The sequence below is a fragment of the uncultured Paracoccus sp. genome (assembly GCF_945915435.1).
Lineage (GTDB): Bacteria > Pseudomonadota > Alphaproteobacteria > Rhodobacterales > Rhodobacteraceae > Paracoccus.
In genome coordinates this window covers 31,346-44,352 of sequence record NZ_CAMEFG010000028.1, presented here as the reverse complement: position 1 = coordinate 44,352, position 13,007 = coordinate 31,346, and the positions used below count along the sequence as shown (strand labels likewise).

Sequence of the window (13,007 nt, the reverse complement as noted above, 5' to 3'; positions counted from 1 at the left end):
CCGATGCCCCGCGTGCCCCCCGTCACAAGTGCGATTTTCGACATGGTTCCCCCCTGTAGTTGATCTGGTTATGAAATATGGTTACAAATATATTGCCATCTGCGCAACATGATTGCGCAGATGGCGGGATAACTCAGGGGCGTTCAAGGCACATGGCCACGCCCATGCCGCCGCCGATGCACAGCGTCGCAAGGCCCTTTTTCGCGTCGCGCCGCTTCATTTCGAACAGCAGCGTGTTCAGGATGCGGCAGCCCGATGCCCCGATCGGGTGACCGATGGCGATGGCGCCGCCGTTGACGTTCACGATGGACGGATCCCAGCCCATGTCCTTGTTGACGGCGCAGGCCTGGGCGGCGAAAGCCTCGTTCGCTTCGACCAGATCCAGGTCGCCGACCGACCAGCCGGCCTTTTCCAGCGCCCTGCGGCTGGCGGGAATCGGGCCGGTGCCCATGATCGCGGGGTCCAGCCCGGCGGTCGCGTAAGAGGCGATGCGGGCCAGCGGCGTCAGGCCGCGCCGGTTCGCTTCGTCCTCGGTCATGACCAGCACGGCGGCGGCGCCGTCGTTCAGGCCCGAGGCGTTGCCCGCCGTCACGCTGCCTTCCTTGGCGAAGGCGGGGCGCAGCTTGGTCATCCCGTCCAGCGATGCGCCGTGACGGATGTATTCGTCCGAATCGACGGTCACGTCGCCCTTGCGGGTCTTGACGGTGAAGGGGACGATCTCATCCGCGAATTTTCCTGCGGTCTGCGCCGCCTCGGCCTTGTTCTGCGAGGCGACTGCGAATTCGTCCTGCTGTTCGCGGGTGATTCCCCATTTCTCGGCCACGTTTTCGGCGGTCTGGCCCATGTGGTAGTTGTTGAAGGCGTCCCACAATCCGTCCCGGATCATGGTGTCGATCATCTTCATGTCGCCCATCTTCTGGCCCGAGCGCAGATAGGCGGCATGCATCGCCAGCGACATCGATTCCTGCCCGCCCGCCGCGACGACGCGCGCATCGCCCAGGATGACCTGCTGCGCGGCCAATGCGACGGTGCGCAGGCCCGAGCCGCAGACCTGATTGATCAGCCAAGCCGCTGATTCCTGCGGCAAACCTGCCTTGATATGCGCCTGGCGGGCGGGGTTCTGGCCCTGTCCGGCGGTCAGGACCTGACCCAGGATGGTCTCATCCACCTCGGCCGCGTCGATGCCCGCGCGTTCGACCACGGCGCGAAGGACCGCGGCGCCCAGATCGCTGCCCGGAACCTGGGCGAAGGACCCCATGAAGCTGCCTACCGGCGTGCGTGCGCCCGCGACGATTACGGCTTTGGTCATTCGAAATCTCCTTGACTGGTGTGGCCGATATTGGGCGGCCACTGTCGGAACATGATTTGATCCGCGTCAGGGATCGTCAAGCGGTCACGGGCAAATGACCGAAAAAACCGCCCCTTGCGCAATAAAGGGCTTTGCCCGGCGCCTGCCCGCCCTTATCGTTGCGCCGCCGCGTGGGGGGTCTTTCGCGGCGGGGTGATGGACGGGGCGCCGAAATAGAACCCCTGCATGCAGTCGATTCCCGTTTCGATCAGCCAAGCCGCTTCCTCGGCGGTTTCGACGGCTTCGGCGACGGTGAACATGTCGAAATGCCGCGCGATGGATTGCAGGGCGCGCGTCAGGATCTGGTTGTCCGGGTGGTCGGCGATTTCGCGGATGAACTGCCCGTCGATCTTGATCATGTCGAAGCAGAAATCGCGCAGGTAACGGAACGAGGTATAGCCCGCCCCGAAATCGTCCAGCGCAAAGCTGACCCCGCGATCCTGCAATTCATACATGAAGCGCCCCACCACCTGCGGCATGGTCATGGCCGAGCTTTCGGTGATTTCCAGGATCAGCCTTTCGCCCAGCCTGTCGTCCTGCCGGATGGTGCCCAGCAGCACCCGCATCCAGTCCTGATAGCCGATTGAGCGGGCCGACATGTTGACGGACAGCCTCAGCGAGGGGTCCTCGATCAACGCTTGCAGGCCAAGGGACAGCGACAGGCAGTCGATCCGCCTGCCGAGTTCGGTCGTTTCGACATGGGGCATGAAGTCGCGCAGGGGGATGAAGCGCCCGGTTTCGTCGACGATGCGGATCAGCCCTTCGTAAAAGGCGGCGCGGTCGGTGCAGTCGGATTGCACGACCGGCTGGAAGGCCAGCACCGCGTCCCGCCGTTCGACCGCGCGACGGACCGAGGCCAGCGTCGTCCGCGCCTGCCGGTCGATGGCGAAATCGAGCGGCGAGGCCCGGCCGGCGGGCGGGGGGGATTCGTTCTTCATCGGGCGGACTCCGTTACCTTGTGGATGCAGGCTGGTCTATTTTTCCTAAGATCGCGTAAACTTCGCCCATATTTCCGAAACGAGGTTAACAGGCATGGTCAACCGTTGCGGCTGGTGCGGGACGGCACCGAATTACGTCGAATATCACGACACCGAATGGGGTGTGCCCGAATACGATTCGCGTGCGCTGTGGGAAAAACTGATCCTCGACGGGTTTCAGGCGGGGCTGGCCTGGATCACCATCCTTAACAAGCGCGACGGTTTCCGCGAGGTTTTCGAGGGTTTCGACCCCGCCGCCATCGCCCGGTGGACGCCTGCGCGAATCGACGATGCGGTTCAGGACGCCCGCATCATCCGCCATCGCGGCAAGATCGAGGCGACCGTCACCAACGCCCGCGCCTGGCAGCAGATCGAGGCGGCCGAGGGCTTTTCGCCCTTCATCTGGTCCTTCGTCGGCGGCGCCCCGATCCAGAACGGCTTTACCGAACTGGCGCAGGTCCCCGCCAAGACACCCGAGGCCGAAGCCATGTCCAAGGCGTTGAAAAAGCGTGGTTTCAAATTCTGCGGGCCGGTGATCTGCTATGCCTTCATGCAGGCCTGCGGGCTGGTCAACGACCACCTGACAAGCTGCCACCGGCATGCGCCGGTCAGGGCGCTGTCAGGTCGCTGATCACCTGCCGGGCGGCGTCGCCGAACCAGTCGGCATCGCCGATCAGGCGCGCGGCCTCATTGCCCTCGCGGTCGATCAGCACGGTCACCGGCAGGCCCATGACGCCCATCGAGCGGGCGAATTGCTGGCGCGCGTCCAGCAGGACGGGCAGGTTCTCGATTTCCTGCTCGGCAAGGAACTTGTCGATGGATGGCAAGGGGTTGCGGCCCGTGGCGATGGTCAGGACCTGGAAATCCTCGCCCCCCATCTCGGCTTGCAGCCGGTCGAGCGAGGGCATTTCCTCGCGGCAGGGCGCGCACCAGGTGGCCCAGAAATTCACCAGCAGGACCTGGCCGCGATAATCGGCAAGGCGCTGTTCGTTGCCGTCGCGATCCAGAAAGGGCAAATCGGATGCGGGTTCGCCGTTGCCTTCGGTCAGTTGGGGCAACCCGCCGGCGTGGGCGGCGTCGAAGTCGATCTGACCGGCGGCGGCGGTGTTTGCACCGATAACCAGCGCCGTATAAAGCAGAAGCGAACGCAGCATTTGACCTCCGAAGGGCAAGACATGACCGACAAGTCCGACAGCGCCGCAAACAGCATGTGGGGCGGACGCTTCGCCGCCGGGCCGGATGCGATCATGGAGGCGATCAATGCCTCGATCGGATTCGACCAGCGGCTTTACGCGCAAGATATCCGCGGCAGCCGGGCCCATGCGGCGATGCTGGCCGCGACAGGCATCATCAGCACTAGCGATGAGAAGGCGATCGGGGAAGGCTTGCTCACGGTCTTGTCAGAAATCGAGGGCGGGGATTTCCCCTTCAGCACGGCGCTGGAGGACATCCACATGAACGTCGAATCGCGCCTGAAAGAGCTGATCGGCGAACCCGCGGGTCGGCTGCACACGGCCCGCAGCCGCAACGATCAGGTGGCAACCGATTTCCGCCTGTGGGTGCGCGACCAGTGCGATGCGGCCATCGAGGGGCTGGGGGCACTGATCCGCGCTGCCTTGTCGCAGGCCGAACGGGGCGCCGATTGGGTGATGCCGGGCTTCACCCATCTGCAAACCGCGCAGCCGGTGACCTGGGGGCATCACATGATGGCCTATGTCGAGATGTTCGGGCGCGACCTGTCGCGCTTTCAGGACGCGCGGCGGCGGATGAACGAATCGCCCCTGGGTGCTGCGGCGCTGGCCGGGACCAGCTTTCCCATCGACCGCCACGCGACGGCTGCCGCGCTTGGCTTCGATGCGCCGATGGCCAACAGCCTCGACGCCGTCAGCGACCGCGATTTCGCGCTGGAGTTCCTGTCGGCCTCGGTGATCTGTGCGGTCCACCTGTCGCGGCTGGCCGAGGAACTGGTGATCTGGTCATCCGCGCAGTTCCGGTTCGTCACGCTGTCGGATCGGTTCTCGACCGGGTCCTCGATCATGCCGCAAAAGAAGAACCCCGACGCGGCGGAACTGATCCGCGCCAAGATCGGGCGGATCCTGGGCGCGGCGGTGGCGCTGTTCGTGGTGATGAAGGGGCTGCCCTTGGCCTATTCCAAGGACATGCAGGAAGACAAGGAGCAGGTCTTCGATGCCGCCGACAACCTCATGCTGGCGCTGGCCGCGATGACCGGGATGCTGTCGGACCTGACGGCGAACCGCGAGCGGCTGGAGGCGGCGGCGGGCGCGGGGTTTTCCACCGCGACCGACCTTGCCGACTGGCTGGTGCGCGCGGCGGGGCTGCCCTTCCGCGACGCCCATCACGTCACCGGTGCGCTGGTCGCGATGGCCGAAGCGCAGGGCGTGGACCTGCCCGAGCTGACCTTGGATCAAATGCAATCCGTTCACGCTTCGATAACCCCTGACGTGTATGAAGTGCTTGGGGTGCATGATTCCGTGGCCTCGCGGCAAAGCTATGGCGGGACCGCGCCCGATCAGGTGCGCGCGCAGATTGCGCGGTGGAAGGAGAAGTTGAAGGAGAAACCGGCATGAGGTTCCTGGCATTCGCGGTGGTTGCCGCACTGGCCGCCTGCGGCGTCGATGGGCCGCCCCTGTCGCCCGCCGGCGACTCGCCGCCCGGCGTCCGTATCGAGGGTGAGGCGCGGATCGGTGTCGTCACCTCTGTCTGATCTGACGCCGCTGCGCGGGGTCTGGCTGGCCGCCGCGCTGGCCGGGGCGGCGGTGGCGTTGTTCTGGCCAGCGGCAAGCGGGCCGTCAGAGTGGCTGGCCCTGGGCGTTCTGGCCTTGTGGTGCCTGATCGAAACCACCATACGACGCAACTGGATCGCCATGCTGACCCTTCCCGCGACGGCTCTGGGCATCGGCTGCGCGTTGCCGCTGTATCTTTTCTTCCGCTCTCGCAGGATTGGCTGATGGACCACTTCAACTATGCAGACGGCGTGCTTTGCGCCGAGGATGTGCCGCTGACGCAGATCGCGCAGGCCGTGGGCACGCCGGTCTATGTCTATTCCACCGCCACGCTGACGCGCCATTTCGGCCTGTTCCGGCAGGCGCTGGAATGGACCGATCATCTGGTCTGCTTTGCGGTCAAGGCCAATTCCAACATTGCCGTGCTGAAGCTGCTGGGCGATCTCGGCGCGGGCATGGATGTCGTTTCGGGCGGCGAATATGCGCGGGCGAAGGCGGCGGGCGTGCCGGGAGACAGGATCGTCTTTTCCGGCGTCGGCAAGACCGCCGGGGAAATGCGGCAGGCGCTGAAAGGCGGCATCCGCCAGTTCAATGTCGAATCCGAACCCGAGCTTGAGCTGCTTTCGCAAATCGCCGCCTCGATGGGCCTGCGCGCGCCGATTGCCGTGCGCGTGAACCCCGACGTGGACGCGCGCACCCATGCCAAGATCGCCACCGGCAAGTCGGAAAACAAGTTCGGCATTCCCATCGCGCGCGCGCGCGACGTCTATGCCCGCGCCGCCGGCCTGCCGGGGATCGAGGTGGTCGGCATCGACATGCATATCGGCAGCCAATTGACCGATCTGGCGCCCTTCCGGCAAGCCTATGAAAAGATGGCCGACCTGACCCGCGCCCTGCGCGCCGACGGCCATGCCATCCGGCGGCTGGACATGGGCGGCGGGCTTGGCATCCCCTACACCCGCGACAACGCGGCGCCGCCCCTGCCCATCGAATACGGCCAGGTCATCCGCGACACGGTCGGCGGCCTGGGTTGCGAGATCGAGATCGAGCCGGGCCGCAACATCGCGGGCAACGCCGGCATCCTGCTGTCTCGGGTGATCTACCTGAAACAGGGCGAGGGGCGCGATTTCCTGATCCTCGACGCCGCGATGAACGACCTGATGCGCCCGGCGATGTATGACGCGCACCACGATATCGTGCCGGTGATCCAGCCGGGCGTCGGCGCTTCGGTCCGCCCTTATGACGTGGTTGGGCCGGTGTGCGAAACCGGCGACACCTTCGTGCGCGGGGCGCAGATGACGGCGCTTGCGGCGGGCGATCTGGTCGCCTTCCGCTCGGCCGGGGCATATGGCGCGGTGATGGCCTCGGAATACAACACCCGCCCCCTGGTGCCCGAGGTGCTGGTCTCGGGCGATCAATTCGCCGTCATCCGTGAACGCCCCCCGGTCGAGGAAATCATTGCCCGCGACCGGATTCCCGGTTGGATGGGTTAGGGGCAGGGCCAGCCTGCGCTTGTTCCGCGGGGTCGTCCGTGGGATAGTCGGCAGGCCGCAAACAGGACCGCGCTGCGCATGGTAAGCCAATCTCGCAACCACCCAGGGGCGACCCGCGACGACCCGCAAGTCGGGCGGGCGCTGGTGCTGACGCGCGCGGGGATGTGGTGGGAACAGCTTGCCCGCGCCTTCTGGCCGCTGGTGGTGGTGGCGACGCTGGTTTTCGCTGCGCTCGGCTTCGGGCTGGTGCAGGACCTGCCGCGCCTCTGGCTGATCGGTTTCATGGCCTTTGCCGCTGTCGCGGGGCTTGGCGCGCTGGTGATGGGCCTGCGCCGCTTTGCCCGGCCCACCGCGGCGGCTGTGCGGGCGCGGGTCGATGCGACCCTGCCGGGCAAGCCGCTGTCGGCATTGCGCGACCGGATGGTGCTGGGGGACGCCGATCCCGGTGCCGTCGCGCTGTGGGACGCGCATCAGCAGCGGATGCGCCAGCTCGCGCAGCAGGCCCGCCCCGTGCGCCCCGATGCCGACCTGCCGCGCCGCGACCCTTATGCGCTGCGCCTGGTAGGGATCACGGCGCTGGTGACGGCGCTGCTTTTCGCGCCCTCGGGGCAGTTGGGGCAGAGCATTGCGGCGCTTGGCGCGGGGCTGCGCCCGCTGCCGCAGGGGACGCCGACCATCGCCTCGGGGCTTGGCTGGGAAGGCTGGGCCGAGCCGCCGCAATACACCCGCCGCCCCACGATCTATCTGAATGCCTTGCCGGAAGGCGATCCGCTGGTCCTGCCGCAGGGCAGCAAGGTCAGTTTCCGCCTTTACGGCGACGGCACGGTGCTGCGACAGGACATCGGTCCCGAGGGTGATTTCGACGACCCCCAGGCCCCCGAATTCACCGCCACGCAGGACGGCACGGTCGAGGTCTCGGGCCGCAGCTTTGCGGTCACGGTGCTGCCCGACGACCCGCCGCAGGTGCAGCCGGGCGATGCGCCGACGCGGCGCGCCGATGGGCGGCTGGTCCAGCAATTCACCGCCAGCGACGACAACGGCATCGCCGGGGGCGAGGCGGTGGTGACGCTGGACCTTGCCTCGGTCGATCGGCGTTTCGGACTGGCCACCGACCCTGAGACGCGCGAGGACCTGGTCCTGCAACTGCCCTTGCCGGGCCTTGGCCAGCGCAGGCAGGTCAACGGCCAACTGGTCGCCGATCTGGCCCGCCACCCCTGGGCGAACCTGCCCGTGTCCATGCGCCTTTCCGTCGTCGACGGGATCGAGCAGCGCGGCGAATCGCAGCCCATGCGGATGGTCCTGCCGGGCCGCCGCTTTTTCGATCCCGTGGGCGCTGCGCTGATCGAGTTGCGCCGCGATCTGCTGTGGTCGCGCGAAAACGCCCGCCGCAGCGCCGAGGTTCTTCGCGCAATCACCTGGCAACCCGAGGGATTCTTGGACGAGGACCTGACCGACCGCTTGCGCGGGGCGATTGCCACGCTGGAATCCGGCCCGCTGGGCGAACAGGATCGCGACGCGCTTGCCGAGCTGCTTTGGGAGGCTGCCGAGCAGCTTGAGGATGGCGGCCTGTCCGACGCGCTGGAACGGATGCGGCAGGCGCAGGAACGTCTTTCCGAGGCGATTCGCAACGGCGCCAGCGAGGATGAGATCCAGCGCCTCATGGATGAACTGCGCGAGGCGACCGACGCCTATACCAACATGCTGGCCGAACGGGGCGAGGATCCGGCGGAACGCTTCGACCGCTCGCCCCAGGACCAGCGGCAGCGCATCACCGGCAGCCAGATCCAGGAAATGATGGATGAAATCCAGCGCCTGATGAACGAGGGCCGCATGGCCGAGGCGCAGGAACTGCTGGAGCAGTTCAACCGCATGATGGAAAACCTGCGCGTCGATCAGGCCGAGGAACAGGACGGCGTCGGACGCCAGCGCCCGATGAACCGGCTTGCCGATACGCTGCGCGACCAGCAGCAGCTTTCCGACGATGCGATGCGGCAGATGCAGGACCAGTTCATGCCCGACTTCGGCCAGCAAGGGCAGGGGCAGGGTCAGGACCAGCAGGGACCGGACGGCGAAAGCCAGCCCAGCGCGGAAGGCCAGCCCGGCCAGCCGGGCGAGGACGGTCCCGGCCAGCCCAGCCTGGCCGAACGCCAGCGCGACCTGCGCGAGGAACTGGGCCGCCAGCGCGGTCTGCTGCCCGGCCAGGGCACCTCGCAGGGCGACGAGGCCGCGCGCCAGTTGGATGAGGCGGGCCGCGCGATGGAAGAGGCCGAGCAGGCGCTGGAAGATGACGATATCGCGGGCGCGATGGAACGCCAGGCGCAGGCGATCCAGTCGATGCGCGAGGGGATGCGGGCGCTGGGCGATCTGCTGGCGCAGGATGGACAGCCCGGCCAGTCTGGGCAGGATGGGCAGCAGCCGGGGCAGGGAACCGAAGGTCCCGCAGGCGATCCCGGCCAGCGTGGGCTGGCGGCGCCTTATTCGCGCCAGCCCTCGACCGACCCGCTTGGGCGCTCGATGACCGGGCAGGGCAGCAACCTTTCGACCGGCGATCCTCTGCAAGAGGGACCCGACCCGACCCGGCAGGCCCGCAACCTGGTCGATGAGATTCGCCGCCGCCTGGGTGAGCGTGAACGCCCGACCGAAGAACGCGACTACCTGGGGCGCCTGCTGGAACGGTTCTAAGGCGCGGCATGTCCGGCAGGGGCGAAGGCCGTGCAAAGCGCAGAGCTTGCCGTTTCAGCGAGAACGCCTTCCCTTTGGTGCTGGTCTTGGCGGGTTTGACCGGAACGCCCTTGCAATATTTCGCCTGTGGGCGAAGGACATTCCGGTACAAGGCCGCCTGGCCGCTTCAGTCGCGGCCCGCCAGCGATCCGGCCTGTTGGTGCAGCCACAGCCTGCCCTGATCCGCCTCGGCATGGAGACGGGTCAGGGTCGCGCCAAGCCAGCCCTGATCGGAAAGGCGCGGCGCGGCCAGGTAAAGCGCGGCGATGAGGGCCGCGATCGCCAGTCCAAGCGCAAAGCCCATGCCGTAGCGCCTGCGCCGGGGCGGCGGGGTGAAGCGGACGGGCAGTTGGGCCGCGCCGGTGCGCGGGTTCGTGCCCTCGGCCCCGCGATGGGCCTGCCGCAACAACCGCGATGACGGCGTTTCGGATATGGGGGCCGTTTCGGCCTCATCCTCGTAAGAAGGCCGCCGCGCCGGCGGCTGGCTGGCCGGTGCGGAAGCTGTGGGGGTGGCCCGCGCCGGTCCATCGCCTTGTCCATTTTCCGCCGTCGTGCGGGCCGCGGGCCGCTGCGCCTTTGTCAGGGACAATGCGGGGCTGGTGGGCTGCGCCGTGGCCGATGGCTCGGCGGGTGTCGCGGTCACATCTTCGTCAGGGGCCCGCCGCGCGGCGGGCCGGTCCGCCGCCTGCGCGGGGCTTGTCGCCGCGTCCGCAGCCGGAATCGCTTGCAAAGGGGTCACGCCCGCCGGGGCATCCTGCGATTCGGACCCGGCGGATGGGCTGGTCCGAAGGGTGGGCGCTTCGTCGGCATCGGTGATGGTGATGGCGGGCCAATCCGCCGTAGGGGGCATGGCCGGAGGTTGCGCCGGCGGGGCGGCCTCTGCGGAGGTCCGGCGTCGCGGCGGCAACTCCTTGGCCTTGCGCCTTTTCAAACGCTCGTTTTCGCGGGCGCGCAGCTCTCGGGCGGCCTCTTCGCGCAGGACGGCCAGAACCGATTCGTCCAGTTTGCGGCTTGGCGGGGGCGTCGCGGACCCGGCTGCGGGTTCGGGCGCGGCGCCGGGCTGGAACCAGACGCCCCCGCAGGCCGAACATTCGACATCGCGCCCCTCTGCGGGCAGCAACGCGCTTTCGATTTCGTATTGCGCCCCGCAATTCGGGCATGTCAGCCGCATGGCGTCGTCTTTCCTTTCGGCCCATCTTTCGGTCGGGGGCCGGTTTGCTTGCGCTGGCGTCTCGCATTCGCCGCCGGACTGTTCTATCAAGCCGAAAACCCCGCGCCAAGCTGCATGGGGAAAAGGAGGTGGACGTGATCGAAATGCAGGGCGTGTCCTTCGGCTATCACGAGGGCGAGCAGCTTTTGTCGGACATGACGCTCAGCCTCCAGCCGGGGTCGTTTCACTTTCTGACCGGGCCTTCGGGGTCGGGGAAAACCACCTTCCTGCGGCTGTGCTATGCGGATCTGCTGCCAAGCGCGGGGGGCTTGCAGGTGTTCGGGCAGGATGTGCGCGGCCTGTCGCGCGATGCGATCGCGCTGTTGCGGCGGCGGGTGGGGGTGGTCCACCAGGATACGCAGTTCCTGGACCACCTGCCGGTGGCGGAGAACATCGCGCTGCCGCTGACGGTTTCGGGCCAGCCCATCGACATGCAGGCGCTGAAGCAATTGCTTGGCTGGGTCCAGATGGGACCGCATGCGCGGACGCTGCCGCCCTCGCTGTCGGGGGGCGAAAGGCAACGGGCGGCGCTGGCGCGGGCGGTGATCCTGTCGCCCGAGGTGGTGCTGGCGGACGAGCCGACGGGCAACCTGGATTGGGACATGTCGATGCGGCTGATCCAGTTGCTGGTGGAACTGAACCGCTCGGGCAAGACGGTGCTGATCGCGACCCATGACCTGAACCTGATTCGCGCGACCAAGACGATGGTTTCGGCGCGCGTCCTGCGCATCGCGGGCAAGAAGCTGCAACTGGCGGGGGCGGACCTGTGAGGAAATCCGATCTGAAATCGCTGGACATCGCAAGCCTGTGGCGCGGGCTGACGCGATCCGATGCGGGGATCGCCGACCGGGTGGTGCCGCCCACGGGATTTACCGCGCAACTGACCCTGTTCGCTGCCGGAGCGATGGCCTTCTTGGCGGTCTTTGCGCTGGCGCTGACGCTGGCCACGGGGCGGCTGGCGGAACGCTGGTCCGAGGCGCTGGCGCAGACGATCACCGTGCGCATTTCCGCGGCCCCCGACCAGGTCGAGGCGCAGACCAGCGCGGTGCTGGAGGCGCTGCGCACCACTCCCGGCGCGGGCAATGCCCATGTCGTTTCCGACGACGAGGTCGAGGAACTGCTGGAACCCTGGTTCGGCCCCGGCGTGCCGGTCGATGCGCTGCCGGTGCCGCGCCTGATCGAGGTCACAGGCAGCACCCGCGACTTCGACGCCGCCGCGCTGCGCCTGCGACTTGAGGCCGAGGCGCCGGATGCGGTGATCGACGACCACACGTCATGGCGCCAACCGCTGGTCACGGCGGCGAACCGGCTGCGGGTCTTGGGGATCATGTCGCTGGCGCTGATCGCGGCGGCCTCGGGCGCGATGATCACGCTGGCGGCCAAGGCGGCGCTGGCGGCGAACGGGCAGGTGATCCGCGTCATGCGCCTGATCGGCGCGCGCGACATCACCATCGCCACCGCCTTCGTGCGCCGCTTTACCCGCCGCGCGGCCCTGGGGGCGGCGGGCGGCACCGCGCTTGGCACCCTGGCGATCTTCGTGCTGCCGGACATGAGCGACGCGGGCGGCTTCCTGACCGGGCTTGGCTTTCAGGGTTGGGGCTGGCTGCTGCCGCTGGCGATCCCGGTCCTGTCGGCGGGGATCGGCTTTCTGGCGACGCGATGGGCGGCGCTTGGCATGTTGCGGAAAATCCCGTGACGGCGGGCGCAGGGCGATACCGTCCCGGCCCGGCGGGTCTGTCGGTCGCCATCCGCACGGCGCTGTTCTATGTCTGGATCGCGCTGGTGACGCTGGTGATGGGCGTGGCCTGGCTGCCGGTCGTGCTGCTGCGGGCGGATGCCGCCCACCGGCTTGGCGTCGCCTGGACGGGGCAGATCCTGCTGGCCGCGCGGCTGCTGCTGGGCCTGCGGTTCGAGGTCCGGGGCACGCCCCCCACCGACGATTGCATCATCGCCAGCAAGCACCAAAGCTTTCTGGACATCCTGATCATCGCCAATTCGGTCCCGCAATGCGCCTTCATCATGAAGCGGCAGTTGCTGCTGGTGCCGATCATGGGCTATTTCGCGCGCAAGGCGGGCTGCATCCCCATCGACCGTTCGCGCGGGGCCGAGGCGTTTCGCAAGATCGCCGAGGAAATCGCCATCGCCCGGACCCGCCCCGAGGGGCTGGGCCAGTTGATCATCTACCCCGAGGGCACCCGCACCAGGCCGGGTGAAAAGCGCAAATACAAGCACGGGGTCGCCTCGATCCAGCAGGCGACGGGGTTGCGGATCGTGCCGGTGGGCGTCAATTGCGGGATGTTCTGGCCCAAGCGCGGCTATCCCATCCGCTCGGGCGTCACGGTGGTCGAGTTCCTGCCCGAAATTCCCCCCGGCCTGCCGCATCAGCAGGTGATGGCGGAACTGGCCCAGCGGATCGAAGGGTCCAGCGATGCGCTGCTGGCCCTTGCGCAGGGGCCGGGCGAAATGGGGGGCGGCAAGGTGGACAAGGGCCGCGCGGATAACTAGGTATGCGCG

The 13,007-nt window shown here is 67.6% G+C and carries 13 protein-coding genes; 9 read left to right on the top strand and 4 right to left on the bottom strand.

Going from position 1 to position 13,007, the window contains the following annotated elements; all coding sequences use genetic code 11:
* Positions 1–133 precede the first annotated feature (133 nt).
* Together Q0O97_RS10825 and Q0O97_RS10820 are read right to left on the bottom strand one after the other, a co-directional pair.
* Positions 134–1,309, bottom strand: coding sequence for an acetyl-CoA C-acetyltransferase (locus tag Q0O97_RS10825; RefSeq protein ID WP_294928728.1), 1,176 nt, complete (start codon positions 1,307–1,309; stop codon positions 134–136).
* A 152-nt stretch (positions 1,310–1,461) separates the two neighbouring features.
* Positions 1,462–2,286, bottom strand: a complete 825-nt coding sequence (locus Q0O97_RS10820) for an EAL domain-containing protein (RefSeq protein WP_294928725.1) — start codon at positions 2,284–2,286, stop codon at positions 1,462–1,464.
* A 94-nt stretch (positions 2,287–2,380) separates the two neighbouring features.
* Here Q0O97_RS10820 and Q0O97_RS10815 point away from each other — a divergent pair, with 94 nt between their 5' ends.
* Positions 2,381–2,956, top strand: a complete 576-nt coding sequence (locus Q0O97_RS10815; protein ID WP_294928721.1) for a DNA-3-methyladenine glycosylase I — start codon at positions 2,381–2,383, stop codon at positions 2,954–2,956.
* On the opposite strand, the gene Q0O97_RS10810 is transcribed toward Q0O97_RS10815, so the two are convergent.
* Positions 2,934–3,479, bottom strand: coding sequence for a TlpA disulfide reductase family protein (locus Q0O97_RS10810; protein WP_294928718.1), 546 nt, complete (start codon positions 3,477–3,479; stop codon positions 2,934–2,936). The genes Q0O97_RS10815 and Q0O97_RS10810 overlap by 23 nt on opposite strands.
* 21 nt (positions 3,480–3,500) lie before the next feature.
* Between Q0O97_RS10810 and argH the strand changes: the two genes are divergently transcribed.
* The 5 genes from argH (at position 3,501) to Q0O97_RS10785 (ending at position 9,244) form a co-directional block, all read left to right on the top strand.
* The gene (gene argH / locus Q0O97_RS10805) at positions 3,501–4,913 is read left to right on the top strand and encodes an argininosuccinate lyase (protein WP_294928715.1); all 1,413 of its coding nucleotides are present in this window, start codon (positions 3,501–3,503) and stop codon (positions 4,911–4,913) included.
* The gene (locus Q0O97_RS10800; RefSeq protein WP_294928712.1) at positions 4,910–5,050 is read left to right on the top strand and encodes a hypothetical protein; all 141 of its coding nucleotides are present in this window, start codon (positions 4,910–4,912) and stop codon (positions 5,048–5,050) included. Before argH ends, Q0O97_RS10800 begins: the two co-directional genes overlap by 4 nt.
* Positions 5,031–5,294 (top strand): DUF2834 domain-containing protein, encoded by a 264-nt coding sequence (locus tag Q0O97_RS10795; RefSeq protein ID WP_294928709.1) that lies wholly within the window; start codon positions 5,031–5,033, stop codon positions 5,292–5,294. The genes Q0O97_RS10800 and Q0O97_RS10795 overlap by 20 nt, the downstream gene beginning before the upstream one ends.
* Positions 5,294–6,562: a diaminopimelate decarboxylase gene (lysA, locus tag Q0O97_RS10790; RefSeq protein WP_294928706.1), complete on the top strand. Its 1,269-nt coding sequence runs from the start codon at positions 5,294–5,296 to the stop codon at positions 6,560–6,562. The genes Q0O97_RS10795 and lysA overlap by 1 nt, the downstream gene beginning before the upstream one ends.
* A 78-nt stretch (positions 6,563–6,640) precedes the next feature.
* On the top strand, positions 6,641–9,244 hold the full coding sequence (locus Q0O97_RS10785) for a DUF4175 domain-containing protein (RefSeq protein WP_294928704.1): 2,604 nt from the start codon (positions 6,641–6,643) through the stop codon (positions 9,242–9,244).
* 166 nt (positions 9,245–9,410) lie between these two features.
* On the opposite strand, the gene Q0O97_RS10780 is transcribed toward Q0O97_RS10785, so the two are convergent.
* The gene (locus Q0O97_RS10780) at positions 9,411–10,454 is read right to left on the bottom strand and encodes a zinc-ribbon domain-containing protein (RefSeq protein WP_294928701.1); all 1,044 of its coding nucleotides are present in this window, start codon (positions 10,452–10,454) and stop codon (positions 9,411–9,413) included.
* A gap of 134 nt (positions 10,455–10,588) precedes the next feature.
* Between Q0O97_RS10780 and Q0O97_RS10775 the strand changes: the two genes are divergently transcribed.
* Genes Q0O97_RS10775 through Q0O97_RS10765 form a run of 3 tightly spaced genes read left to right on the top strand, consistent with a single transcriptional unit; the run spans position 10,589 to position 12,998 of the window.
* On the top strand, positions 10,589–11,263 hold the full coding sequence (locus tag Q0O97_RS10775; RefSeq protein WP_294928698.1) for an ATP-binding cassette domain-containing protein: 675 nt from the start codon (positions 10,589–10,591) through the stop codon (positions 11,261–11,263).
* Positions 11,260–12,189, top strand: a complete 930-nt coding sequence (locus Q0O97_RS10770; RefSeq protein WP_294928696.1) for a cell division protein FtsX — start codon at positions 11,260–11,262, stop codon at positions 12,187–12,189. The genes Q0O97_RS10775 and Q0O97_RS10770 overlap by 4 nt, the downstream gene beginning before the upstream one ends.
* Positions 12,186–12,998: a lysophospholipid acyltransferase family protein gene (locus Q0O97_RS10765; protein ID WP_294928693.1), complete on the top strand. Its 813-nt coding sequence runs from the start codon at positions 12,186–12,188 to the stop codon at positions 12,996–12,998. Before Q0O97_RS10770 ends, Q0O97_RS10765 begins: the two co-directional genes overlap by 4 nt.
* Positions 12,999–13,007: the final 9 nt, after the last annotated feature.

Excerpts from the sequence above, each read along its gene's own strand:
- Q0O97_RS10825 (WP_294928728.1), bottom strand. The coding sequence starts at position 1,309 with ATGACCAAAGCCGTAATCGTCGCGGGCGCACGCACGCCGGTAGGCAGC.
- Q0O97_RS10820 (WP_294928725.1), bottom strand. The coding sequence starts at position 2,286 with ATGAAGAACGAATCCCCCCCGCCCGCCGGCCGGGCCTCGCCGCTCGAT.
- Q0O97_RS10815 (WP_294928721.1), top strand. The coding sequence starts at position 2,381 with ATGGTCAACCGTTGCGGCTGGTGCGGGACGGCACCGAATTACGTCGAA.
- Q0O97_RS10810 (WP_294928718.1), bottom strand. The coding sequence starts at position 3,479 with ATGCTGCGTTCGCTTCTGCTTTATACGGCGCTGGTTATCGGTGCAAAC.
- argH (WP_294928715.1), top strand. The coding sequence starts at position 3,501 with ATGACCGACAAGTCCGACAGCGCCGCAAACAGCATGTGGGGCGGACGC.
- Q0O97_RS10800 (WP_294928712.1), top strand. The coding sequence starts at position 4,910 with ATGAGGTTCCTGGCATTCGCGGTGGTTGCCGCACTGGCCGCCTGCGGC.
- lysA (WP_294928706.1), top strand. The coding sequence starts at position 5,294 with ATGGACCACTTCAACTATGCAGACGGCGTGCTTTGCGCCGAGGATGTG.
- Q0O97_RS10785 (WP_294928704.1), top strand. The coding sequence starts at position 6,641 with ATGGTAAGCCAATCTCGCAACCACCCAGGGGCGACCCGCGACGACCCG.
- Q0O97_RS10780 (WP_294928701.1), bottom strand. The coding sequence starts at position 10,454 with ATGCGGCTGACATGCCCGAATTGCGGGGCGCAATACGAAATCGAAAGC.